This is a genomic window from Paraburkholderia aromaticivorans (assembly GCF_012689525.1).
Classification (GTDB): domain Bacteria; phylum Pseudomonadota; class Gammaproteobacteria; order Burkholderiales; family Burkholderiaceae; genus Paraburkholderia; species Paraburkholderia aromaticivorans_A.
Genome location: NZ_CP051516.1, coordinates 1,320,264 through 1,344,513, shown reverse-complemented (window position 1 = coordinate 1,344,513; position 24,250 = coordinate 1,320,264). Strand labels below are relative to the sequence as shown.

General features: G+C 59.7%; 16 protein-coding genes, 2 tRNA genes and 3 rRNA genes. 7 read left to right on the top strand and 14 right to left on the bottom strand.

The window, feature by feature from the left end; translation table 11 throughout:
• The first annotated feature begins 104 nt into the window (after positions 1 to 104).
• A complete protein-coding gene (locus HF916_RS33980; protein ID WP_168795744.1) occupies positions 105 to 950 on the top strand; it encodes a 23S rRNA (adenine(2030)-N(6))-methyltransferase RlmJ in 846 nt (281 codons plus the stop codon).
• Between the two features lie 135 nt (positions 951 to 1,085).
• On the opposite strand, the gene HF916_RS33975 is transcribed toward HF916_RS33980, so the two are convergent.
• The 4 genes from HF916_RS33975 to cueR form a co-directional block, all read right to left on the bottom strand.
• Positions 1,086 to 2,126 carry an ABC transporter substrate-binding protein gene (locus tag HF916_RS33975; protein ID WP_168793195.1) on the bottom strand — a complete coding sequence of 347 codons (1,041 nt, stop codon included), beginning with the start codon at positions 2,124 to 2,126 and terminating at the stop codon, positions 1,086 to 1,088.
• A gap of 346 nt (positions 2,127 to 2,472) precedes the next feature.
• Positions 2,473 to 2,817, bottom strand: coding sequence for a hypothetical protein (locus HF916_RS33970; RefSeq protein WP_168793194.1), 345 nt, complete (start codon positions 2,815 to 2,817; stop codon positions 2,473 to 2,475).
• A gap of 230 nt (positions 2,818 to 3,047) precedes the next feature.
• On the bottom strand, positions 3,048 to 3,194 hold the full coding sequence (locus HF916_RS33965; RefSeq protein WP_012432419.1) for a DUF3563 family protein: 147 nt from the start codon (positions 3,192 to 3,194) through the stop codon (positions 3,048 to 3,050).
• 305 nt (positions 3,195 to 3,499) lie between these two features.
• The gene (gene cueR, locus HF916_RS33960) at positions 3,500 to 3,922 is read right to left on the bottom strand and encodes a Cu(I)-responsive transcriptional regulator (RefSeq protein WP_168795743.1); all 423 of its coding nucleotides are present in this window, start codon (positions 3,920 to 3,922) and stop codon (positions 3,500 to 3,502) included.
• Positions 3,923 to 4,045: 123 nt separating this feature from the next.
• Between cueR and HF916_RS33955 the strand changes: the two genes are divergently transcribed.
• Both HF916_RS33955 and HF916_RS33950 read left to right on the top strand, forming a co-directional pair.
• The gene (locus HF916_RS33955) at positions 4,046 to 4,285 is read left to right on the top strand and encodes a heavy-metal-associated domain-containing protein (protein WP_168793193.1); all 240 of its coding nucleotides are present in this window, start codon (positions 4,046 to 4,048) and stop codon (positions 4,283 to 4,285) included.
• Positions 4,286 to 4,298: 13 nt separating this feature from the next.
• Positions 4,299 to 5,219, top strand: coding sequence for a dTDP-4-dehydrorhamnose reductase family protein (locus HF916_RS33950; protein ID WP_168793192.1), 921 nt, complete (start codon positions 4,299 to 4,301; stop codon positions 5,217 to 5,219).
• A gap of 119 nt (positions 5,220 to 5,338) precedes the next feature.
• Here the strand turns inward: HF916_RS33950 and HF916_RS33945 are convergent, their stop codons facing one another.
• The 9 genes from HF916_RS33945 to HF916_RS33905 all read right to left on the bottom strand — a co-directional run bounded on the left by HF916_RS33945 (position 5,339) and on the right by HF916_RS33905 (position 18,757).
• Complete coding sequence (locus HF916_RS33945) at positions 5,339 to 8,920, bottom strand: error-prone DNA polymerase (protein WP_168793191.1); 3,582 nt, start codon at positions 8,918 to 8,920, stop codon at positions 5,339 to 5,341.
• Between the two features lie 5 nt (positions 8,921 to 8,925).
• Positions 8,926 to 10,716, bottom strand: a complete 1,791-nt coding sequence (locus HF916_RS33940; RefSeq protein WP_168793190.1) for a Y-family DNA polymerase — start codon at positions 10,714 to 10,716, stop codon at positions 8,926 to 8,928.
• A complete protein-coding gene (gene imuA, locus HF916_RS33935; protein ID WP_168793189.1) occupies positions 10,616 to 11,455 on the bottom strand; it encodes a translesion DNA synthesis-associated protein ImuA in 840 nt (279 codons plus the stop codon). The genes HF916_RS33940 and imuA overlap by 101 nt, the downstream gene beginning before the upstream one ends.
• A gap of 420 nt (positions 11,456 to 11,875) precedes the next feature.
• Positions 11,876 to 11,989, bottom strand: a 5S ribosomal RNA gene (gene rrf / locus HF916_RS33930).
• A 149-nt stretch (positions 11,990 to 12,138) separates the two neighbouring features.
• Positions 12,139 to 15,020 (bottom strand): 23S ribosomal RNA (locus HF916_RS33925).
• Positions 15,021 to 15,341: 321 nt separating this feature from the next.
• Positions 15,342 to 15,417, bottom strand: a tRNA-Ala gene (locus HF916_RS33920).
• Between the two features lie 74 nt (positions 15,418 to 15,491).
• Positions 15,492 to 15,568: transfer RNA gene (locus tag HF916_RS33915), tRNA-Ile, on the bottom strand.
• 65 nt (positions 15,569 to 15,633) lie between these two features.
• Positions 15,634 to 17,166 (bottom strand): 16S ribosomal RNA (locus HF916_RS33910).
• The 16S, 23S and 5S rRNA genes sit together here with 2 tRNA genes alongside, the layout of an rRNA operon.
• A 475-nt stretch (positions 17,167 to 17,641) precedes the next feature.
• Positions 17,642 to 18,757 (bottom strand): AI-2E family transporter, encoded by a 1,116-nt coding sequence (locus HF916_RS33905; RefSeq protein ID WP_206002032.1) that lies wholly within the window; start codon positions 18,755 to 18,757, stop codon positions 17,642 to 17,644.
• Positions 18,758 to 19,027: 270 nt separating this feature from the next.
• On the opposite strand from HF916_RS33905, the gene HF916_RS33900 reads away from it, so the two are divergent.
• The 4 genes from HF916_RS33900 to HF916_RS33885 all read left to right on the top strand — a co-directional run bounded on the left by HF916_RS33900 (position 19,028) and on the right by HF916_RS33885 (position 22,966).
• Complete coding sequence (locus HF916_RS33900; RefSeq protein ID WP_168793188.1) at positions 19,028 to 20,242, top strand: DUF2863 family protein; 1,215 nt, start codon at positions 19,028 to 19,030, stop codon at positions 20,240 to 20,242.
• Between the two features lie 233 nt (positions 20,243 to 20,475).
• On the top strand, positions 20,476 to 21,354 hold the full coding sequence (locus tag HF916_RS33895; protein WP_168793187.1) for a response regulator transcription factor: 879 nt from the start codon (positions 20,476 to 20,478) through the stop codon (positions 21,352 to 21,354).
• Positions 21,355 to 21,466: 112 nt separating this feature from the next.
• Entirely contained in the window at positions 21,467 to 22,141 is a 675-nt protein-coding gene (locus HF916_RS33890; RefSeq protein WP_168795741.1) for an energy-coupling factor ABC transporter permease, read from the top strand.
• A 168-nt stretch (positions 22,142 to 22,309) separates the two neighbouring features.
• Positions 22,310 to 22,966: a BspC domain-containing protein gene (locus tag HF916_RS33885; RefSeq protein WP_168793186.1), complete on the top strand. Its 657-nt coding sequence runs from the start codon at positions 22,310 to 22,312 to the stop codon at positions 22,964 to 22,966.
• Between the two features lie 111 nt (positions 22,967 to 23,077).
• Here HF916_RS33885 and HF916_RS33880 read toward each other — a convergent pair whose 3' ends face one another.
• Positions 23,078 to 24,232 (bottom strand): M14 family metallopeptidase, encoded by a 1,155-nt coding sequence (locus HF916_RS33880; protein ID WP_168793185.1) that lies wholly within the window; start codon positions 24,230 to 24,232, stop codon positions 23,078 to 23,080.
• Between the last annotated feature and the right edge of the window lie 18 nt (positions 24,233 to 24,250).

Here is a 24,250-nt window from a genome sequence, read left to right as displayed (position 1 = left end):
ACCGCGCTGCACAGCGGCGCCGTATGCCCCTTGTGCAGCCGCATTGCATCCGCATCGCCGAATCCGCCCTGGAGCGGCACGCCCTCTTTCAGCGTCTCCTCATCATGCTCAGCTACCGCCACGCCTTTCATGCAGGCAATCACGCCGACGTTCTGAAACACGCCGTCGTGTTGCAGCTTCTGCGCTACCTTGGCCAGAAGGACAAGTCCTACTGGTATATCGACACGCATGCGGGCGCCGGCGTCTATTCGCTGAAGGAAGGTTACGCGACCAAAACCGGCGAGTTCCAGACCGGCATTGCCAAACTGTGGGAGCGTAACGATCTGCCGTCGATGTTCGCCGACTACGTCGACGAAGTGAGCGCGCTCAATCCGGACGGCCAGTTACGTTTCTATCCCGGCTCGCCGTATATCGCGTGGCGGCAGATGCGCGAACAGGACCGCATGCGCCTGTTCGAACTGCACACCACTGAAATCGACGTGCTGCGCCACAATTTCCGTGACGCGGGCCGCCGCGCGATGCTGTATGCGGGCGACGGCTTCGACGGCATCCTCGCCTTGTTGCCGCCGGCCCCACGCCGGGCGTTGGTGCTACTCGATCCGTCGTATGAGGACAAGCGTGACTACACGCGCACGCTGCGCAGCGTCGAAGAATGCCTGAAGCGTTTTCCGACCGGCACGTATGCCGTCTGGTATCCGCAGGTGAGGCGCCCTGAATCGCAGCGCTTCCCCGATCAATTGAAGAAATTGCAGGAGCGGAACTGGCTGCACGTGAGCCTGACTGTCAGCAATCCGCCAGAGGATGGTTTTGGACTTTTCGGCAGCGGCATGTTCATTCTGAACCCGCCGTATACGCTGGCAAAAACGCTGAAGGACCAGATGCCCTGGCTCGTCAAGGCGCTTGGCGAAGACAAGGCCGCGCAGTTTAAGGTGGAGTATCGCGGCGACTGAGTTTCTTGTGGTGGGCTGCGAGCTTTAGTGTGCTGTGAGCGCCCGTAGCTCACCGAGTCGGGTGAGCGGTCTCACCGGCCACGAGCGCACGACGCGCGCGGCCGGTCGGGTTGCTCAGTCAGCCCAGGCCGCCGCCTACTTGAGCTGTGCCGCAGCCTTGCGGGCGAAGTCGTTGGTATAGGTCGCGTTCAGGTCGATCTTTTTCGGATCGAACCGGTTATCGAACGAAGACAATGCGCGCAACGAGGTCGCGGGGCCGTCAGCAGGCATCAAGCCGTCGGGCGAATAAGCGTCGCGCACGTTGTGGAAAGCCTCCACATAGAGCGCCGAGTCGTTGAGCAGATAGGCCGGCGGCACCATCTTCAGCAAATCGGCATCGCTCGCGGTCTGCAGCCAGTGATCCGCGCGCACGATCGCATTGGCGAGCGCCTGCGTCGTCTTCGGATACTTCTGGATGAAATTGTCCGAGGCATACAGCGTCGCCGCCGGCATCGTTCCGCCGAACACCTCCTGCGTGCCCTTCACCGTGCGTGTGTCGACCAGCACCTTGATCGCGCCGCTGCGCGCCAGCTTGGTCATCATCGGATCGACGTTGGAGAGCGCGTCGATCTGGCCGCCGCTTACCGCGGCGAGCACGGAGGCGCCGCTGCCCACGCCGATCGCAGAAATCTCGTTGCGCTGCACGCCTGCTTTGCGCAAAGCCACGGTGAGCACGAGATCCGTCGACGAACCCGGCGCGCTCACGCCGACTTTCGCGCCTTTGAAGTCCGCCAGAGTCTTGAGCTGATCGACCTTCGATTTCAGCACCGCGACGACGATTTGCGGCGCGCGCCCCATCAACGCGAACGCCCGGTAATGCTGTCCTTTCTCCTGCATGAACAGCGTGTGCTCGAATGCGCCGGCGCCGACGTCGGCGCTGCCGCCTACGACCGCTTCCAGTGCTTTCGATCCGCCCGCGAAATCCTCGAGCGTGACGTCGAGGCCTTCGTCCTTGAAGTAGCCCAACTGTTGCGCGGCGAGCACCGGCAGATAGTAGAGGCCCGGCAGGCCTCCGACGGCCATCGTCAACGCGGGTTTTTCCGGTGTGTCTTTGGCGAGCACAGCGCCAGGCAGCGCAGCCAGCGCAAGCAGCGTGACGCAGGCGCCGGCGGCCTGTCGCATCCAGTGAGTCGGCATTCGATGTCTCCTTATTCTGTTTTTCGTTCGATGCGGTCGTGCCGGGCTTGATATGTGGCCCGAGTCGCTGGCGAGAGACCGCGCGCGATGATTGTCGTCGGACGGTTTCGCCCGCGCCATGCGCCCAAACCCCAATGGCGCACGCGACATGTCGGCGCGTAAGTCGTCGATCTCGTGGCTGTGCTCACGGCCAGCTGTCACGCGCTGCAGTCGCCGGCGAGTAAGGCGGGGCTGCGTCAATCGCAGGCGTACTCGCGCAAGCATCCACCCGGCGGCGGACTAGCCGCTCACCGAAGCATCGACGGAGATGGAAAAGAACTGCTCGGAGTGGTCGCGCCGCAAGCGCCTATTGCGGCCGAGGCGCTGGACGCGGCTGCGGTCGCGGCGGCAACGTACCTCCGCCCGCGGGCAACGGGATATAGGGCGCAACGACGATCGGGATCGACGAATTCGGCGCCAGTTCGGCCGGCGTCGCGATGGGCTGCGCTTCGACGATCGGCTGATGCGAAAGCGGCGCGGTCTGCAGCACGGTACCGCTCTGGCCGTCATTGATGCCGTTCTGCGAGTCGAGAATCACCGGCTTGCGCGCACTGGCCGACGCAGCACAAGCGGTCGACACGGCAAAGACCGTGGTCAGCGAGGCTGCAATGGTCACGGCCAGAATGGATTTGAGCGGGCGGACAGGTAGCATAGGCGGACCGGTTGAGTTTTGGAAAGCCGGATTTCGCAGAAAACGCTTTACCTTACCGCGACGGTCGTCGCGAGGCTAGTCGATATTCGCCACGCGTAGCCTTCGAACGCCGTCCGACTGCAATTCTCGCAGTCCAGATGTGACAAAGCCCCGCATAGACGGGGCTTGACGCTTTTACTGCCGTGGCTGCGCGATGAACGCTGCCGGGTCAAACGCGATGCCAGTGAAACTTACAGCGAGTAGCCGTTGGTTTCGAGTGAGCGGATGCGCTGTTCGAGTTGGACGATGTCCGACGACGATGCCAGGTAGGCTTCGCGACGGGTGCGTTCAGCGGTTTCAAACCAGGTGCTCAGCTTTTCAAGTACGTATGCAAACATGATGTTCTCCAAGGATCAGATTGAATCCCCGGTGGATTGGGCATCAGGGATTTCCCGTAAAAGGGTTAACCCTGATTATAGCCCTATAGTGCAACCTGACTAGTGAAATGCCCGCATGACGTGCATTCCGATTTGGAATGGTGCATGCGCGTGGTGCACGTAAGTGATTGATTTGGCTTGTTTTGAGAATGATTTTCTGTGGCAGCCGATATTGCCCCATATTTTTAAGCACGATATTGGTGCAAATCTCGCACTGGTTGCGACGAATCCAGCCGCCAGGTTACCCGTCACGCCAAAAACACCACTCAAATCGGATGACAACCCTGCCCCGAAACCACATCGGTATCGGCGAGCCGCTCGATAATCGGACAATCAGGACGGTCGTCGCCGTGACAATGGTCAGCTAGGTGTGCCAACGTGTCGCGCATGTCAGTCAGTTCGGCGATGCGGCGATCAAGTTCCGCGACGTGCTCCAGCGCAATGGTCTTCACCTCGGCGCTGGCCCGCGAGCGATCGTGCCACAGTGCCAGCAGCCGTCGAATGTCCTCGATCAGAAAGCCGAGCCGGCGCGCCTGGCGGATGAAGCGCAGCGAATGAACCTCTTGCGGACCGTATACGCGATAGTTGGCGCTGGTACGCGATTTCGCCGCCAGCAAGCCGACGCTCTCGTAGTAGCGGATCATTTTCGCCGTGAGGCCCGACGCGCGGGCCGCTTCACCGATATTCATGGCCGTTTCTCCAGTGTGTGCGTCGATCGTACACCTTCCCATGATGGGAAGGTCATCCACTGAATTGCAGATCGGCAGGCATAATTCAACCATCGCACTATCCACTTTTCCGAGGCAATCCCGATGACGATCGAATTCCAGGTAGAAGGCATGAGCTGCCAGCATTGTGTGACAGCGGTCACGAACGCCATCCGCGAACACGACGAAGCCGCGCAAGTCCACGTGGATCTGGCATCCGGGCGCGTCGCCGTGGAATCGGCGCAACCGGCCGAGACGCTGAAGGCTGCCATCGACGAAGCCGGCTACACCGTGACGGGCATCACAAGCGGCGCGACCAGCGGCTCACCCGGCGCGGCCCGTTAAGCGAGTTCACGTCATGTTCAAAGTTGCCGTCATTGGTGCCTCCGGGCTGCTCGGCCGCGCGCTCGTCGACGAACTGGCGCAGCAGGCCGGTTGGCAAGTCGTCGCCACAGCGGTCAGCCGGCCGGCGCCGGGCAAGGTCGCGCTGGATATCCGCAACGCGCGGGCGGTCGAGCAGTTCGTCGAGCGCGAAGCGCCGGACGCGCTCGTGATTGCCGCGGCAGAGCGTCGGCCGGACGTGTGCGAGCATGATCCGGCGCTGGCCCGCGCGCTGAATGTCGATGCGGTGCGCACCCTTGCCGCGGCGGCGAACCGACGCGGCGCATGGACGCTGTCGATCTCTACCGATTACGTGTTCGACGGCACGCACCCGCCCTACCAGCACGATTCCGCGCCTGCGCCGCTCAACGCCTATGGGCACAGCAAGCTCGAAGGCGAGCGCGCGCTGACTGAATCGACCGACCTCGGCTGCGTGCTGCGTTTGCCGCTGCTGTACGGGCCGATCGCCAGTTGGGCGGAGTCGGCCGTGACGAGTCTCGTGCCGGCGATCGCCGGGTCGGCGACGCCCGGAAGCAAACCCGCCGTCATGGATGCATGGGCGATCCGTTACCCCACCTTCACGCCGGACGTCGCGTTCGTGATCCGGCAGATGCTCGAACGGCATGCACAAGGCGACGCGATCGGAGGCATCGTGCAATGGTCCGGCGACGAACCGATGAACAAGTACGAGATCGCCGTGCGCCTTGCCGAAGCGCTGCAACTCGATGCGCATCTGACGCCGCAACCTACGCCGACCGATTCGACGCCTCGGCCACATAACTGCCACTTGGCTTCGACCCGGCTCGATGCGCTCGGAATAGGCCGGCGCACGCCGTTCGATACGGCGATTCGGCGAGTGTTAGCGGCGTTTCCCTGGCGCGGCGCCGCGCAAGCGTAGAACGTTTTGTCTGGCAGGTGGGGCTGAGCGCGGTAAGTCGCCCGTGTTGTTATTCGATCGATGCGCGCCGGCACGACGGCCTTACGTCGAGCCGGCGCGCTTAGCCGCCGCAAACTCCCTCAATGAAAATCGCGGCTCGCCGTGGCCAGTTCACCCAGCCATTCGCTGTGGTCCTCAAGGCGATGAGCGACGAGATGGATCACCTCACCCTTGTTTTTCTGTTTCGCCTTTGCCTGATTCGCGCTCACTCTGTTGCCGGCATTGTCACCGCCGGTCGCCACGCCGTCGTCGCGCTGCAAAACGCCGTAGACCGCCAGTAACGATGCGCCCAGCAAAACCTTGCGTTGCTTTTCCACCAGCGACGGCCAGACAATCACATTGATCGAACCGGTTTCGTCTTCGATGGAAACGAACACCGTGCCGTTTGCCGTGCCAGGCCGCTGCCGCACGGTGACGATGCCGCACGCTCGCGCCAGCGTGCCGTGCTGACATGCGGCGAGTTCGGCGGCCGTGCGAAAACGATGCTGGGCAAGGCGTGCGCGCAATAGCGCGAGCGGATGAAGATTAAGCGTGAGGCCAAGGCTCGCGTAGTCGTCGACGATTTCGCGGCTTTCGGTTGCCTGCGGCAACATCAGCGGCGCTTCGGCGATCGGCGCATCGCGCAGCAGTTTGGGCACCGTGTGCTGCGCCGTCACGGCCCACCACGCTTCGCGTCGATGTCCCGCGATACTGACCAGCGCGTTCGCCGCGGCAAGCGCTTCGAGATCGCGCCGCGTCAGGGCCGCACGGCGCGCCAGATCGTCGACATCGGTAAACTGCGACTCGGTTCGAGCGGCCATGATGCGCTCGGCGGCCCCTTGCGCCAGACCCTTGATCAGCTGCATGCCGATGCGCACAGCGGGGCCGCGCGCGCCATAAGTGTTCGACGGTTGAAACACGCGGGCAGTCAATCGCTGTGCCGCGCGCCGGACCGTCCTGCTCACCGTCAGACGCCGCAGCGAAAGATCGCGCAATTGCTGCGCCGATAGTACGGCTTGCTGACGATGCAAACAGGTTTCGTCCGCTGAGATCCGCTGTCCTTCATGACCACGTCTCTCGAATGTCGACTCCCAATCGCTCAAGGTCACGTCGGGCGGCAACACCTCGACGCCGTGACGCTTCGCATCCTGAACGAGTTGCGACGGCGAATAAAACCCCAACGGCTGACTGTTCAGCAAACCCGCCAGAAAAGCAGCCGGTTCATAGCGCTTCAACCACGCGCTGAGATAGACGAGCAGCGCGAAGCTCGCCGCATGGCTCTCCGGAAAACCATACTCGCCGAAGCCTTCGATCTGTTTGCAGATGCGGTCGATGAACTCCTGTTCATAACCGCGCTTGAGCATCCGCTCGTTCAAATCCTTCTGATACTTCGCCAGGTTGCCGCTGCGCCGCCATGCGGCCATCGCGCGCCGCAACTGATCGGCTTGCTCACCGGTATATTTCGCCGCAACCATCGCCAGATGCATGACCTGCTCCTGGAAAATCGGCACACCGAGCGTACGTTCGAGCACGGGACGCAATTCATCCTTCGCGTAGTCGACCGCCTCGAGCCCCTGCTTGCGACGCAGATAGGGATGCACCATGCCGCCCTGAATCGGCCCGGGCCGTACGATCGCCACTTCGATCACGAGATCGTAGTACTTGTTGGGCTTCAGACGCGGCAGCATGCTTTGCTGCGCACGCGATTCGATCTGGAATACGCCGATCGTATCGGCATGGCCGCACATTTCGTAGACGGCTCGATCCTCGCGCGGAATATCCTGCATCCTGAACTTCGGAAAGCCGCGCCTCAACGCGACGAATTCCAGCGCGCGGCGGATGGCCGACAACATGCCGAGCGCCAGCACGTCGACTTTCAGCAGCTTGAGCGCGTCGATATCGTCCTTGTCCCACTCGATCACGCTGCGGTCTTTCATTGTCGCGTTCTCGATCGGCACGAGTCGCGACAGCTTGTCCTTCGCTATCACAAAACCGCCGACGTGTTGCGACAGATGACGCGGGAAAGCGCGCAACTCCTTCGTGAGGCGAATCAGATTCTGCGTGATGTGCGAGTTGGCGTCGAAGCCCGCTTCGGCCAGATATTTGGCGACTGCATCCGTGCCGTCCCACCATTGTTGCGACTTGCTGATCCGTTCGATCAACGACACCTCGAGACCCAGTGCCTTGCCAACGTCTTTCAGTGCACTGCGCGCATGATACGTAATCAGCGATGCAGTGAGTGCCGCCCGATGACGGCCGTACTTCGTATAGATATATTGAATCACCTCTTCGCGCCGCTGATGCTCGAAGTCGACGTCGATATCAGGCGGCTCGTTGCGCGCGCGCGAGATGAAACGCTCGATCAACATGTTCATGTGCACCGGATCGATTTCCGTCACGTGCAGGCAATAACAAACGATCGAATTCGCCGCTGAACCGCGCCCCTGGCAGAGAATGTTTCTGGAGCGCGCGAAACTCACGATGTCGTGCACCGTCAGAAAATACTTTTCGTATTTCAGATCGGCGATCAGTCCCAACTCCTTTTCGATCTGACCGATTCGCTTCAGGTCGATGCCCTTGGGCCAGCGCTCCATCGCACCGGCCATGACCAGCTTGCGCAGATAACTCGATGGCGACTCGTCGGCGGGCACCAGTTCCTCGGGATACTCGTACTTGAGTTCGTCGAGCGAGAAACGGCATAGCGCGGCGATACGCAGCGTTTCTTCCAGCGTATCGCGCGGATACAGTTTGCCAAGCCGCACGCGCGTACGCATGTGCCGCTCCGCATTCGCTTCGAGCGCATGGCCGCATTGCGATAGCGGCGTGACGAGGCCGATGGCGGTCATCGTGTCCTGCAAAGGCTTGCGCGATCGGGCATGCATGAGAACGCCGCCTGCCGCGACCAGCGGCAAACCGCTCGCTTTTGAAATCATGCGCAAGGCGTCGATCTGAAGATCGTCGCTGCCCGTTTGCCAGAGTTCGAGCGCGATCCACGCCCGTTGTGCAGCGAACGAGGCGAGCCAATGCGCGCAACGCAGCGTATGCGAGAGCGTTGCCGCGCGCTGTGGTACGAGCATCAGGACGCAATCGGGCAACGTCTTCAGATGCGCCAGATGGGGTAAAGAATCGGTGAAGTCGGACGGACCGAGGCGATAGCTGCCTTTGTCCGCGCGCGAGCGGGCTAGCGTAATCAGCTCGGAAAGATTGCCGTAACCGTTGCGGTTGGTTGCTAGCGCGACCAGGGTGCAGAAGGGCTCGCCGGTTTCGTCGGTCAGATTGAGTTCGCTGCCGATGATCAGGTGAGGGACAGGTTTTAGTGCCTCGGTTTCCGTGGTTCCCTGTTGCGCGGTTCCCTGTTGCGACGCTCCGATTTTTATCGCGTCTTCTGAAGGCGCTTCCGATTGTGCAGCGTTTGCCTTGTCCTCGCGCTCTTTCTGCTGACGGTCCCGCTCCGCTTTGATTTCCTTTAACGCCGTGTGAGCGCGCACGACGCCGGCCAACGAGCATTCGTCGGTGATGGCAAGCGCGCTGTAGCCGCGCGATATCGCCTGCTCGACGAGCTCATAGGGATGCGATGCGCCCCGCAGAAACGAGAAATTAGTCAGGCAATGCAATTCCGCATACGCCGGCAACTGAGTGGCAAGTGGCTGCTGCGCAAGGAATGACCGCTGGGTTAGGGACATGATGGTCAGCCGAACAAACCCTGCAAATACCACTCGCCGCTAAGGCGTTCGCGGTATACCCAGAACATATGGCCCCGGTCGTCGGCCGCGACATAGTAATCGCGCTCCACCCGGTTGCCGTCCCACCACCCCGCTTCGATCCGCTCGGTGCGCGTGAGCATTTTCAATGGCCGACGATAGATCGGCCGCTGGTCGCGCATCATCAGGCGCAGCGGTTTGTCGAGCATCCAGACCGGGCGAGGCTGCGACGGCAACGCACTGTCGGGTAGATCGAGCGAGGTTTGGGTATCAGTCAGTTGGGAGTCCGATAGGTGATTGTTTTTTGCGTTGGCTGTTTCGTTTAGCTGTTGGGCTGCTTGTGTCGCTTGTGTCGCTTGTGCCACTCGCGCAAGCGCATCGCCGTCTGCGCGCCCCTCCTCCGCCGATGCGGCGTGCTGCAATGCATCGGTCAGCCAGGCCTTGTCTGCTTTAATTTTTGTCCGGGCTTTCGCTGGCGAACGCTTCTTGCGCGAAAACGCTTGCGCCTCGTAGGCTTCGACGCGCATTGCCCGCTCGGGACGATGATCGTCCTGCACCGACATCTGCAGCACATTCTCCGGCCCCAATCGCGCGCTCAGGCGTTCGAGCAGACGCGCAATCGAATCGCCATCAGATTCGGGCATGGGGAACAAGGTGTCCGACTGCCCGGCATATTCGCCGATTTGATCCGCAACCAGCTTCAACTCGATGACCGGTGCCGCCAGCACGGTCTGATTCAATTTTTCCCGCAGCAACCAGATCAGATGCTCGGCATCGCGTGACGGTATGGCCCACGCGACCTTCAAGCTCGATGTCTTCGGCGCATGACGCGACGCCAATTCATGCTCGAGCAGCAACGTATAGCCGCTGAGCGCCGCATGATGCGCGCTCAGCCAACCGGCCAACTGCACGATCAGCCGGCGCGCGGCGAACAGCAAGGCATCCGCGTTATCAACCCGCGAGGGCAACTCCAGTTGCGCATGAAACGACGCCGGCGCACGAAACGATTCGCGTGGATCCGGGCGCGTGCCATACGCCTGTGCCAGCAGATCCAGAATGCCGCCGCCGAAACGTCGCACGACACCCGAGCGTGGCAATTGACGCAAATCGGCCAGCGTCGTACAGCCGACGTGCGAAAACGCATCGCGATGCGCCTGCGTTACCGGCAGCAGCGATACGGATAAACCATCGAGGACACGCGCGAGTGAGGTCTCCTTGACCACGTGCCAGCGGTGCGCCTGCCGAACGGCGCGGGCCTGCGCCAATAGCCACGCTCCCCAGGCAGTCGGCGCGCAGGCGATGCGCTCCGTATAACCGAATTCCGCCACCGTGGCAGACACCCGCGACAACAATGCGCGCAAGCCGCCGAACAACCTCAAACCGGAGCCGACTTCCAGCAACAGGGTGTGCGCATCGGCAAGCGACACTTTTGGTGTGTACGTCAGCAAGGCAAGCGCTATGGCTTCGAATGCCTGAGTTTCGCGGGCGGCATCGGCGGCAAGCAGTTCGAGCCCCGGGGCTAACGCCAAGGCGTACGAACGCGAATGACCCGCGTGCACGCCGGCACGCAGTGCGTCGAAATCCGGCATCAGGATGTGCGCGTGGTCGGCTAGCGCGTAACAACGCCCTTCGACGATGTTTTGGGCATCGTGAAGTTGGCTTGTCTCGTCGCGCGACTCACGCCGATTCGGCTTCGCGAGCGAACCATCCGGAAGCGGCGCGAGTGGCTTCACCGCTTCCAGCGACAAGAGTGGCAATGTGACTGCGATCCACAGCATGTTTGATCTCTGGCCCTTGATGGCCACCGACTCCGTTTTCCGGCAACAAGACGTTTTGTATAGGCAAAACGAGACGAAGAGGCTCGGCTAGCGGCGGCCCTCGACGCTTGAAGATGTCGATCGACAAACCAATCTCCTGCAGCCATTGACGACGGTTGATCGTCTGCGCATTGGCCGGCAAGAGCGGCTCGCAGATCATTCGCAATGGCGCCGGGGAAGATTGCGTGGCGGCGTCGACAGGCCGGATCAAAAATGCCAGCGATGCCGACTCCTGAGCGGCCACTTGCAGACGCCTGACCTTGTCGGCGCGCGCATTCGGCAGCCAAACCAGGACCGCGCCGATGCCATCCTGCTTCAAAGCCTGAGCGGCGGCCCACAAGGCCTGGTCTTCACTCGAGCGGACCCATAAGACTCGCTCGACATCGACACCCCAGGCTCTCAATGCGACAGCGCATGGCTGATACGGAGGCGCCACGAGCATGACATGCCGTTCGGCTTGCTTCGTCAGATGACAAAGCGCATGGGCTAGCAGACGTACTTCACCCACTCCACCATGCTCGATCAACAATTCCGTCAGACCGCCAGCTGACCAGCCTTGTCCCGGCAACAACCGATCCAGCGCGGCATAGCCGCTGGAAATCACACGCGAGTCCGCTTCGGCAAGCTCATTGCCCTGCCACACCTGACGCCGTAATTGGGACGACAGGGCGGTCGTCGCAAGCTGAATCGCTGCTGCCATAGACACGCTCTTGAATTAGGAAATGCTCCGCCCTGCCCGGCATCGAGCAAGCATGAGGTGCCGAGTTTTCACTGTATATTTATACAGTATTTTGAGATGAATGTTAAGACGGAGGGATACTGCCCGGTTGGCGCAGGAAGGGGCTTGAGGAAGTGATGAATGCTGTTTTAGGACAGCCTACATGTCTGTTGAAAACAGCTTTTTTAGGTTCAGTTTGGCTGTTTTGAAGGGATGGGATCGAGGAGTCGAGTGTGGATGCCGAAACAATGTCAGGGACTAAAAGCTGACGGGCTACGCGAACACGCTGCGGATGGGGAAGGAGTGAAGGTGGTTTATCCCGCGTGTTTTTCACCTGTTTTCCGGCCGCGTAAACGCAGAAACCCCACCTTTGCGGGGTGGGGTTTCTGTTGCTGCTAGGGAGCCTGACGATTACCTACTTTCACACGGGTAATCCGCACTATCATCGGCGTGGAGTCGTTTCACGGTCCTGTTCGGGATGGGAAGGGGTGGGACCGACTCGCTATGATCATCAGGCATGACTTGTTGCCGTACTGCCGGTGGGGCAGTACCGCCAATCTGGAAGAAGTAGTTTCTGGTGATGCTCACCAGAGCTAAAGCGTTGGGCTGTGTTGTTCGAGGCACAACAAACGATCACTCAACCGTGCGCAAGACACACCGGTTATAGGATCAAGCCTTACGGGCAATTAGTATCAGTTAGCTTAACGCATTACTGCGCTTCCACACCTGACCTATCAACGTCCTGGTCTTGAACGACCCTTCAAGGGGCTCGAAGCCCCGGGGATATCTCATCTTAAGGCGAGTTTCCCGCTTAGATGCTTTCAGCGGTTATCTCTTCCGAACATAGCTACCCGGCGATGCCACTGGCGTGACAACCGGTACACCAGAGGTTCGTCCACTCCGGTCCTCTCGTACTAGGAGCAGCCCCCTTCAAATATCCAGCGCCCACGGCAGATAGGGACCAAACTGTCTCACGACGTTTTAAACCCAGCTCACGTACCTCTTTAAATGGCGAACAGCCATACCCTTGGGACCGGCTACAGCCCCAGGATGAGATGAGCCGACATCGAGGTGCCAAACACCGCCGTCGATATGAACTCTTGGGCGGTATCAGCCTGTTATCCCCAGAGTACCTTTTATCCGTTGAGCGATGGCCCTTCCATACAGAACCACCGGATCACTATGACCTGCTTTCGCACCTGCTCGACTTGTCGGTCTCGCAGTTAAGCACGCTTATGCCATTGCACTATCAGCACGATTTCCGACCGTACCTAGCGTACCTTCGTACTCCTCCGTTACACTTTGGGAGGAGACCGCCCCAGTCAAACTGCCTACCATGCACTGTCCCCGATCCGGATTACGGACCAAGGTTAGAACCTCAAACAAACCAGGGTGGTATTTCAAGGGCGGCTCCACGCAGACTGGCGTCCACGCTTCAAAGCCTCCCACCTATCCTACACAGACCGGTTCAAAGTCCAATGCAAAGCTACAGTAAAGGTTCATGGGGTCTTTCCGTCTAGCCGCGGGGAGATTGCATCATCACAAACACTTCAACTTCGCTGAGTCTCGGGAGGAGACAGTGTGGCCATCGTTACGCCATTCGTGCAGGTCGGAACTTACCCGACAAGGAATTTCGCTACCTTAGGACCGTTATAGTTACGGCCGCCGTTTACCGGGACTTCAATCAAGAGCTTGCACCCCATCATTTAATCTTCCGGCACCGGGCAGGCGTCACACCCTATACGTCCACTTTCGTGTTTGCAGAGTGCTGTGTTTTTATTAAACAGTCGCAGCCACCAGTTTATTGCAACCCCTTCACCCTTCTGGCGCAGGCCAGTCAAGCTACAGGGGCGTACCTTATCCCGAAGTTACGGTACCAATTTGCCGAGTTCCTTCTCCCGAGTTCTCTCAAGCGCCTTAGAATACTCATCTCGCCCACCTGTGTCGGTTTGCGGTACGGTCTTGTTAAACTGAAGCTTAGAGGCTTTTCTTGGAACCACTTCCAGTTGCTTCACCGCCTAAGCGGCTCGTCCCATGCCCTTGAATTGCGCACCCGGATTTGCCTGAGTGCCTTCTCCAACACAGAAACCGGGACTTCCAACACCCGGACAACCTTCCGCGATCCGTCCCCCCATCGCATTTAACAATGGTGCAGGAATATTAACCTGCTTCCCATCAGCTACGCATTTCTGCCTCGCCTTAGGGGCCGACTCACCCTACGCCGATGAACGTTGCGTAGGAAACCTTGGGCTTACGGCGAGGGGGCCTTTCACCCCCTTTATCGCTACTCATGTCAGCATTCGCACTTCCGATACCTCCAGCGCACTTTTCAATGCACCTTCGCAGGCTTACGGAACGCTCTCCTACCATGCACATAAATGTGCATCCGCAGCTTCGGTATATTGCTTAGCCCCGTTACATCTTCCGCGCAGGACGACTCGATCAGTGAGCTATTACGCTTTCTTTAAAGGATGGCTGCTTCTAAGCCAACCTCCTGACTGTTTTAGCCTTCCCACTTCGTTTCCCACTTAGCAATATTTGGGGACCTTAGCTGGCGGTCTGGGTTGTTTCCCTCTTGACACCGGACGTTAGCACCCGATGTCTGTCTCCCGTGATTGCACTCTTCGGTATTCGGAGTTTGCTATGGCGTAGTAATCCGCAATGGACCCCACAACCATGACAGTGCTCTACCCCCGAAGGTGATACACGAGGCACTACCTAAATAGTTTTCGGAGAGAACCAGCTATTTCCAGGTTTGTTTAGCCTTTCACCCCTATCCACAGCTCATCCCCTAACTTTTCAACGTTAGTGGGTTCGGACCTCCAGTACGTGTTACCGCACCTTCATCCTGGCCATGGATAGATCACCTGGTTTCGGGTCTACACCCAGCGACTGAATCGCCCTGTTCGGACTCGCTTTCGCTACGCCTGCCCTAATCGGTTAAGCTTGCCACTGAATGTAAGTCGCTGACCCATTATACAAAAGGTACGCCGTCACCCTCTTTCAAAGGCTCCGACTGTTTGTATGCATGCGGTTTCAGGATCTATTTCACTCCCCTCCCGGGGTTCTTTTCGCCTTTCCCTCACGGTACTGGTTCACTATCGGTCGATCACGAGTATTTAGCCTTGGAGGATGGTCCCCCCATCTTCAGACAGGATTTCACGTGTCCCGCCCTACTTTCCGTACACCTAGTTCTTCCTCGCTGTTTTCGTCTACAGGGCTATCACCTGCTATGGCCGCACTTTCCAGAGCGTTCGACTAACAATGAAGATAAAGAGTACAGGCTGGTCCCATTTCGCTCGCCACTACTCTGGGAATCTCGGTTGATTTCTTTTCCTGCGGTTACTTAGATGTTTCAGTTCACCGCGTTCGCTTCACGTAGCCTATGTATTCAGCTACGGATACTCCATACGGAGTGGGTTTCCCCATTCGGATATCGGTGGATCAAAGCTCGTTTGCCAGCTCCCCACCGCTTTTCGCAGGCTACCGCGTCCTTCATCGCCTGTGATCGCCAAGGCATCCACCACATGCACTTGTTCGCTTGACCCTATAACGAGTGTGTCTCGCCACCCCTGTGTTGCCACAGCAGCAGTTCAACAGTCGCTACAGGTTGAGTATTCGTGTTGCGCCGTATTCCAAAAGCGATCTTTCGATCTCTCTTTTCATACATTGATACAATCACAACCCTGATTCACCTACTCACACACCCATCTCTAGATGTCCTTTCGTGAATCTCTTTACTACTTCTTCCTGATTGTTAAAGAACGACAGCCGATATCGCGGTTGCTATAACCGCGTATCACTCTGACTGGCTCAATCGCCAATGCACAACGCTCTGCTTCTCACAGCAACGCTACGCATTGAGGATTGGTGGAGGATGACGGGATCGAACCGACGACCCCCTGCTTGCAAAGCAGGTGCTCTCCCAGCTGAGCTAATCCCCCAGTCATACACAGATATCGCTATCTGTACGGATACCCCAGGGGTTGATCAATTAGCGCAGCCACCGCAGAAACAGTGGTGGGTCTGGATGGATTCGAACCATCGACCCCCGCCTTATCAAGACGGTGCTCTAACCAACTGAGCTACAGACCCCTGAGTCTGTCCATTTTCACAGCCGATAAGCGTGAGCGCTCAACGTTCGACACGTCTAGCTCGAGAAAGGAGGTGATCCAGCCGCACCTTCCGATACGGCTACCTTGTTACGACTTCACCCCAGTCATGAATCCTACCGTGGTGACCGTCCTCCTTGCGGTTAGACTAGCCACTTCTGGTAAAACCCACTCCCATGGTGTGACGGGCGGTGTGTACAAGACCCGGGAACGTATTCACCGCGGCATGCTGATCCGCGATTACTAGCGATTCCAGCTTCACGCACTCGAGTTGCAGAGTGCGATCCGGACTACGATCGGTTTTCTGGGATTGGCTCCCCCTCGCGGGTTGGCGACCCTCTGTTCCGACCATTGTATGACGTGTGAAGCCCTACCCATAAGGGCCATGAGGACTTGACGTCATCCCCACCTTCCTCCGGTTTGTCACCGGCAGTCTCCCTAGAGTGCTCTTGCGTAGCAACTAGGGACAAGGGTTGCGCTCGTTGCGGGACTTAACCCAACATCTCACGACACGAGCTGACGACAGCCATGCAGCACCTGTGTTATGGCTCCCTTTCGGGCACATCCACCTCTCAGCAGACTTCCATACATGTCAAGGGTAGGTAAGGTTTTTCGCGTTGCATCGAATTAATCCACATCATCCACCGCTTGTGCGGGTCCCCGTCAATTCCTTTGAGTTTTAATCTTGCGACCGTACTCCCCAGGCGGTCAACTTCACGCGTTAGCTACGTTACCAAGTCAATGAAGACCCGACAACTAGTTGACATCGTTTAGGGCGTGGACTACCAGGGTATCTAATCCTGTTTGCTCCCCACGCTTTCGTGCATGAGCGTCAGTATTGGCCCAGGGGGCTGCCTTCGCCATCGGTATTCCTCCACATCTCTACGCATTTCACTGCTACACGTGGAATTCTACCCCCCTCTGCCATACTCTAGCCCGCCAGTCACAAATGCAGTTCCCAGGTTAAGCCCGGGGATTTCACATCTGTCTTAGCGAACCGCCTGCGCACGCTTTACGCCCAGTAATTCCGATTAACGCTTGCACCCTACGTATTACCGCGGCTGCTGGCACGTAGTTAGCCGGTGCTTATTCTTCCGGTACCGTCATCCCCCCCAGGTATTAACCAGGAGGTTTTCTTTCCGGACAAAAGTGCTTTACAACCCGAAGGCCTTCTTCACACACGCGGCATTGCTGGATCAGGGTTTCCCCCATTGTCCAAAATTCCCCACTGCTGCCTCCCGTAGGAGTCTGGGCCGTGTCTCAGTCCCAGTGTGGCTGGTCGTCCTCTCAGACCAGCTACAGATCGTCGCCTTGGTAGGCCTTTACCCCACCAACTAGCTAATCTGCCATCGGCCGCCCCTGCAGCGCGAGGTCCCGAAGGAGCCCCCGCTTTCATCCGCAGATCGTATGCGGTATTAATCCGGCTTTCGCCGGGCTATCCCCCACTACAGGACACGTTCCGATGTATTACTCACCCGTTCGCCACTCGCCACCAGGGTTGCCCCCGTGCTGCCGTTCGACTTGCATGTGTAAGGCATGCCGCCAGCGTTCAATCTGAGCCAGGATCAAACTCTTCAGTTCAAACCTGTTACTGTTTTTCGGTCTCTTCCGAGACCGGTCGCTCACTCAACGTACTGACGAATGATCCAACCATCTTGCGACAGTCAAACCTTCCTTTCATTACTGTGTGAGACTTGATACTTTCGCTTGTTCGGCAGATCCCGAAGGATCCACCGCGCGTCGCGCATCAAGCGCCCACACTTATCGGCTGTTAATTTTTAAAGATCGAGTCCGCATTCACTACCGAACCGGCACCGCACTTCAACTACCCGGCACCGCTTCGTTCTGCGTCGCTGCATCAGCAGCAGAGAAACGAGATTATGAAGAACTTTCGCTACGTCGTCAACAGGTTTTTCCAACTTTCTGAACCTGCCCACTTCGCTGAAAGCCTTGCCACTGCTGGCTCTCCCGCCTCCCGTGCCCCGTTGTCCGAAGCACGAAAGAGCGAGATTCTAGCGAGCCCGACTCCGCCTTGCAAGCGTTATCTGGAATTTATTCAAGGCACCTTTTTTACGGGGCCCGGCTCATCGACAACAGGCGCCTTCACGTCGGGTGCCAAGGCGCGCGCAGCCGGCGCGCCGATCGTCCAGTCGTGGAGCACGGTATAGGCGACCGCCAGCAAAGTCGGGCCGATGAAAACCCCGAGGAAGCCGAAAGCAAATGCGCCGCCCAAGATACCTAGCATCACCAGAATCAGAGGCATGTCGCTATTCTTGCCGATCAGGATCGGCTTGATGACATTGTCGGACATGCCGACGGCCAGTACGCCCCACACCACCAGGAAGATCGCCCATCCCGTCGCGCCGCCGTGGTACAGCCAGATTGCCGCGGGCAACCAGACGACAACAGGGCCGCCCGGTATCACCGACAGGAAGAATGTCGCCAACCCGAGCAGCGCCGGCGCCGGCACGCCGGCAATCCAGCATCCGAAGCCGGCCAGAATACCTTGCACGAGCGCCGTGCCGAGAATTCCATAGACAACGCCTTTCACTGTACTGCCAGCCAACGCCAGCAGATAATCGGCGCGTTCGCCGGCAATACGCCGCATGCCCGCATTCAGCCAGGCAGCCGCACCCTCCCCCCCTGTGTAAAAGAAGAAAGCGAGCACGATGCTCAACGCCAGCAGCCCGAGACCGTGCGTAACAGCAATCGCAGCCGCCAGAATCCACTTGCCGGCGGGCGCCGCGAGCGTACGCAACTGCGCGATCAGTTCCGAATTGCTGCTTGTGAGCCGCTCCCAGAATGCCTCGATGTTGGAACCCACCAGCGGAATTCGGGCAACCCACGGCGGCAAATCCGGCAAGCCGCCCTCGAAGAGCCGTTGCACCAGCGCGACGATCTCGTGCACGTGCGCCCCAAAGGCAAAGCCCGCGTAGACGAACGGTCCAAGCACCACAATCAGAATGATCAACACGATCAAGGTGGCGGCCCCTTTGCGTCGGCCGCCCATGGCCGCGGTCAGCCTCCGGTACAAGCCCCACGAGCTATAGCTGAGAATCGCGCCCCACAGCAGCGCGGTCGTGAAAGGCGCCAGCACCAGCAGCGAGCCGCCCACCAGAATAATCAGCGCGAATACCGCGGCAAGACGTTCGATCAGTTGGTCCGATTTCACGATGAATCTCCTGTTACGCCAAACTCCAGTGACGAGCGGACGTAAGTTTGTCGAGCGCCCTCTGAAAGGGTCAGTATAGAAGCGAGTCAAGCGCCCCGGGCGTCTTATATCATCAGGCTAGGTCGCCACGCAAAGGCCTCTCAGGTCCGCTCAACAGCTCTGATTTTTCCTGTAGAAACGTCCTAATTCATCCGGCATTGCCGGCCAAACAATATGGCGGCATAGAAAAGACTAGAATATAAGGTTCTGTGCCCCCCAATTTCCGGATTTATGCGCTCGCGAATCGCCAAACGTCTCCCCCCCGATGCCGACAAGCTTGTCGGTCTCTCGCTCGCGCTTTTCGCGTCGGGCAGCCGCACCGAGGACCGCTTCTGGGAAGCGAAACTCGATGCGCTGCTGGCCAAAATCGTCCGCAACGCCAACCAGACTACGCTGGACGCCGCGCTCGATCATCTGCAGCAAAATCATCCCGATGCCTACGGCGCGCTCGCCGATATGGCGGAAACCCATAGCGAGTCGTTCATCGTCGAACACGAAGGCGCGCCTTACGAGGCGCTGCTGATCGCCGCACCCGTGCTCGCGTGGACGCGCTACATGATTCCGTCCGGCCCGCTCAAGGCCGACGCCGCCGACGCCCTGCGCGCACATCTGCAGGCGCACGTGCTCGCAGCCAACACGCGGGTCGCCATGGCGCCGTTCCTGTACAGCATCGATCAACTGCCGCGTCATCATGTCGAAACCTGGCGCATCGCCCAGCAACTCGCGCAGGCAGCCATGGCCGGCGGCAACGTCAAACTGAATTTCGGCGAGTTGCCGGAAACCTCGCCGATCCTGGCTGACCCACGCTTCCTGCTGGCTGTGGTCGCGGCGCCGGTCGGCGAGCCGACATTCCGCTGGCAGGAAGAAGAACAAGGCAGCCGGATCGAACGCGGGCAGTGCCTTGAACAATGGGCCACGCAAGGCGGCGCCAATCTGTCGCTGGTGTTGCCGGGCTGCGAATTCGAGTGCCTGCTGCCGGATGCCTACTACTCGGCCTGCCGCGATGCCGACGAACGCGTGCGCCCTCACACGGTGCGCACTGCCGTGCGCTATCTGTTCGACACGATCGGCGCGGCGCCGCAGGAGTTGCGCGCCGTTGTCGCGGGTTTCGGCGAACGCCGCATCGACGAATACCGCGTTGGCTTCACGCGCCGCGGCAGCAATGACGTGATCTACGGCGTCGTGTGGCCGCTGTACGGCCGTGAGAACGGCGAACCCGGTATCGACGAAGAACCGCAGGAAACCGCCGCATCGGACGATCCGCTCGAAGAAATCGTCGCGTTGCTCAAGGAAACCGGTGTGACCGAAGTGCGCCGCCATGCCGGCCGCTTCGAGCCGGAATATTGCGACGACTGCGGCGTACCGCTGTATGCCGATCCGCTCGGCGAAATCGTCCACGCCGAAATGCCGGAGGACGCGGAACCCGCGCAGCCGCATTTCCATTGACCATCCTCGCGGGCGCGTCTTGCGCGTCGGAGTCGACATAAAAAGCCCCGTCACGCACGGGGCTTTTTTGTGCCCGTTCATTTTTACGTCATTCCTCTTATGCCTTTTGGACAGGCCGTCAAACTGAAGGGAATTTGTCATCATAGGAACGGCGACGCATCGCGAACGCATCCGGCTCTCACGCGCCGTGCGCACGCATCGCGCCACTTCGCCCGACTCATCTGGAGACATGCATGCGATTCTCGATACTCAACTCAGACGCGGAAAGACGTGATGGGCTCAAAGCACTGCTGCGGCAAATCGACCGCCTGGCGCGTTTCAACGAGGCACAAGACTGGCGTCAGGTCGAACGCACGCTCAAGCGTCAGCGGCCCGACCTGCTCCTGGTCGATTGGCAGGACTGGATGTCGATCGCGGATATTCGCCATCTGCTCAGCCATTACCCCGATCTGCGCATTGCCGTGCTCTCCGACCAGATCTCGCCGGCCGCCGTGCGAGACCTCATGGACGAAGGCGTGCTCGGCGTCGTGCCGCGCGACACCGATCCTTGTTTGATCGTGCGCGCGTTTGAAATGGTGCTGCTGGGCGGTCACTATGTACCGCCCGGCGCGCTGGCGCTCGATCCTCCGCTGCCAGCGGACATCGCTATCCGGCCGTTCGACGAGAAGAGCGCGCCGCCGCGCCGCGCCAGACTGGCCAACGTACTGTCGCCCCGTCAGCAGCAAATCATGCGCTGCGTCCATATGGGCAGCACCAACAAGATGATCGCGCGCACGCTCGGCATCAGCGAAGGCACTGTCAAGATCCATCTGACCAGCATATTCCAGCAGCTCGGCGCGCCGAATCGCGCTGCCGCGGTCGCGCTTTACAACGGCTGGCTGTCGAACCATTTGCAAGTGCTGCGCAATGGCCACGACGGCCCGGTGCGCCCGATCATGGGCCAGCCCGGCGTAGTGCCGTTACGGCGCCGCGCGCGGCGGCGCTTCCAGTATCCGATGCCGGCTAACGACACGGCCGCATTGTTGCCCATGGCGGCCGAACCAGGCGCACCGTATGGCGACGCGCCGTCCGCCGGGCCCGCACCGGACCCGCTCGCACAAGGTCCTGCATGAACGCAGCCGGCGCGCGCAACAGAATCCGGGCGAGCACTTTCCGGCAGCGTTTGCGCCTGCTGGCATGGAATCCGCTCACACCTTTTCTCGTCCAACGAGTAATATGAGCCTCATGGGTTTCCTCTACACACCGCTTCCGTTCTGGGTCGCTGTCGGTGGCTGGATCGCCACTGCGATAGTGGTCGCGCTCGCGCTGTGGAAAAATCCTTTCAAACGACTTCAGGACGGCACACTCCAGCATGTCTGGCTTGCGATCATCGTCGCAGTGTCGGTGCTGTGGGCAAGTAATGCATGGCTCGACGACGGCACCGTCATGCATCTGCTCGGCGCCACGCTAGTCGTCACGTTATTCGACTGGGCGTTGGCGCTGATCGCCATGGCGGTGGTCACGGGTCTTGCCGCCGTCGTCTTCGATGCGCCATGGCAGGGCATCGCGCTAACTTTCCTCGTGTACGGTGCACTGCCGGTCGGCATCTCTACTTTGCTTCAGCGCATCAGCATCGCGTGGCTACCACGCAATCTCTTCATGTTCATCCTCGGCCAGGGCTTTGTCTCACCTGCCATCGCCGTGTCGCTCACGGCGGCCGCCGCCCTCGGCATTCATATCGCGCTCGCCGACGGTTCGATGGCCGTGGTGCCTGCGGCCTACGCGTTCAGCGTGTTTCTACTTGCCATCGGGGAATCCTGGTTCACCGGCATGTCGACGGCATTGATCGCGGTCTACCGTCCTGCGTGGGTCACCACTTATGATGTACGGAGATACCGACTGGGCGGACCACGCACCTGACACTCGCGCGGGCACCAAACACGTATTAACGGCGATTAGCGACTCGGCCACGTCGAGCCGCCCGGGCCCACACACTACAAACAGGACAAAATATTTGTGTCAGGATTGAACTCCACCCTCTCGCCGTGCATCTTACGTGCCTCATCTCATTAGCGTCTAACGAACTAGATGGATCGCACCAACGTACCGCGCCGATTGCTGCGGTTAGTCGGCCGGTTGGCAACATGTGCGGCGACTCTCTCGCTCATATGCCCTGCTTCCGCATTCGCCGATCAACTCGAGCAGCACAACGATCTCGTCAACAAATTTGTCAATGACCTGCATGCGGACCCGCTCGTTGCGGACTGCGCGGCTCACGGCAACTTTGTCGCCAGCACGTCGACTGCCTTCGACCATGTCGAATTTCCACCTAGTTCGTTCGACAGCGCGCATGCGTCCGTCACGCCGTGGAACGATTCGTTCGACGAGGGCAAGCAGCGCGTCAAGGTAGACAACATCGTCACCGTCGAAGGGCTCGGCATCCGCCAGAGCGGCGGCGGCGATCCTGCCGATCTGAAGTTCCGCTGCGGCTATGTCGGCGCGCAGATGCTGGCGTTCAGCTGGAACGATCCGGTGCCGCCGGCCCGTGCGCACAGCTCGGAACCGTCGGGGTCGCGTGCATCGTCGGACAAGCATAAGGGCGCCAAAGGCAAGCACTCGGCGAGCGGCAAGACAACGAAGAAAGCCACCACCAAGTCTTCCAAACCGAGCTCGGGCAAATCGTCGCGAACGAGTTCGAACAAAGCAGCCGCGAAGAAGACGCCGGCGAAGAAGAAAACTCATTAGCGGGTCGCGCGTGCGGCATCACCGCACCAGCGCCGCAAGCTAAACACGCGCCCCAATGAAAACGAGGCACACACCGTGAAGTGTGTGCCTCGTTTTCATGTACAGCGATGTTCAGGCAAATGTTTCCACGTGCCGCAAGATCGCCTGCAGCATCGCAGCGCCGAGCGACGCGCTGCGCTCGCCGTTCCAGCCCACTCGTTCGTCGGGCAGATTGGCGTTGTCCTTGAACGGCATCTCCAAAGTCAGCGACAGGCAGCCGAATTCGTTGCCGATATACTTCGACGCCAGCTTCAGTGCGTCCTCGCGATACTTGCTCGCGGCGTAGCCATACTTGTCCTGGAAATCAGGGCTCGCCTGCTTGAATGCTTCGATGAACGCCTTCTGTTCTTGCCCTTGCCGTTCGGTGAAGCCCGGCAGCATTTCGGAGCCAGCCACGAACACGTAGGGCAGCGCCTCGTCGCCGTGGATATCGAAGAACAGATCGCAACCGGTGGCGCGAATCGCGTCGCGCACCACCAGCACCTCGGGGCTGCGCGCGGCATCCGGCTCCATCCACTCGCGATTCAGATTCGCGCCGGCCGCATTCGTGCGCAGATTGCCGTGCACGCTGCCGTCCGGATTCATGTTCGGCACGATGTAGAAGACCGCGTGATCGTAGAGCTTGCGCGCGACCGGGTCGCCCGCCCAATCGCCCCAACCCGCGAGCCGCTTCACGAGACCCTCGATAAACCATTCGGCCATCGTCTCGCCGGGATGCTGGCGCGCAATCAACCAGATTTTCTTCTTCGGCACGTCGCCGGTTTGCGGCGTGCCGAGCGTGAGCAGCGACATGGGCCGGCCTTCGACGGTCGTGCCCAACTCGCTGAGTGTGGCCTGCGGCATCTGCTGCACCGCGCCGAGAAACTCCGAATGACGCTCCTCGCTGTACGGCTCGAAGTACGCGTAGTAAATACGGTCGAAATCCGGCGTGTGATCGATCGTCAGCACGCGGCCGTCGTACGACGTAGGTACGCGAAACCAGTTCACGCGGTCATAGCTCGCCACCGCCTGATAGTCGCGCCAGCCTTCGGCGAAGGCACACGCGGCCGCATTCTCGAAAGTCATTACGCAGCGCTCGCCCGCCGCGCCGGACAAGCGGAAATAAAACCACTGCGCGAACTCGGCGTGGCTGTCCGGCCGCACGCGCAAACGGATATTGCCTGCGTCTTCGCAGGACAGCACTTCGATCGCACCCGCGTCGAAGTTGCTTGTAATCGATAACGTCATGATGTTCTTCCCTGCTTG

Coding starts and splice junctions, on each gene's coding strand:
- HF916_RS33895 (WP_168793187.1), top strand. CDS start 20,476: ATGCGATTCTCGATACTCAACTCAGACGCGGAAAGACGTGATGGGCTC.
- HF916_RS33955 (WP_168793193.1), top strand. CDS start 4,046: ATGACGATCGAATTCCAGGTAGAAGGCATGAGCTGCCAGCATTGTGTG.
- HF916_RS33950 (WP_168793192.1), top strand. CDS start 4,299: ATGTTCAAAGTTGCCGTCATTGGTGCCTCCGGGCTGCTCGGCCGCGCG.
- HF916_RS33940 (WP_168793190.1), bottom strand. CDS start 10,716: ATGCTGTGGATCGCAGTCACATTGCCACTCTTGTCGCTGGAAGCGGTG.
- imuA (WP_168793189.1), bottom strand. CDS start 11,455: ATGGCAGCAGCGATTCAGCTTGCGACGACCGCCCTGTCGTCCCAATTA.
- HF916_RS33970 (WP_168793194.1), bottom strand. CDS start 2,817: ATGCTACCTGTCCGCCCGCTCAAATCCATTCTGGCCGTGACCATTGCA.
- cueR (WP_168795743.1), bottom strand. CDS start 3,922: ATGAATATCGGTGAAGCGGCCCGCGCGTCGGGCCTCACGGCGAAAATG.
- HF916_RS33885 (WP_168793186.1), top strand. CDS start 22,310: ATGGATCGCACCAACGTACCGCGCCGATTGCTGCGGTTAGTCGGCCGG.
- HF916_RS33900 (WP_168793188.1), top strand. CDS start 19,028: ATGCGCTCGCGAATCGCCAAACGTCTCCCCCCCGATGCCGACAAGCTT.
- HF916_RS33975 (WP_168793195.1), bottom strand. CDS start 2,126: ATGCCGACTCACTGGATGCGACAGGCCGCCGGCGCCTGCGTCACGCTG.
- HF916_RS33890 (WP_168795741.1), top strand. CDS start 21,467: ATGGGTTTCCTCTACACACCGCTTCCGTTCTGGGTCGCTGTCGGTGGC.
- HF916_RS33965 (WP_012432419.1), bottom strand. CDS start 3,194: ATGTTTGCATACGTACTTGAAAAGCTGAGCACCTGGTTTGAAACCGCT.
- HF916_RS33880 (WP_168793185.1), bottom strand. CDS start 24,232: ATGACGTTATCGATTACAAGCAACTTCGACGCGGGTGCGATCGAAGTG.
- HF916_RS33945 (WP_168793191.1), bottom strand. CDS start 8,920: ATGTCCCTAACCCAGCGGTCATTCCTTGCGCAGCAGCCACTTGCCACT.
- HF916_RS33980 (WP_168795744.1), top strand. CDS start 105: ATGCTCAGCTACCGCCACGCCTTTCATGCAGGCAATCACGCCGACGTT.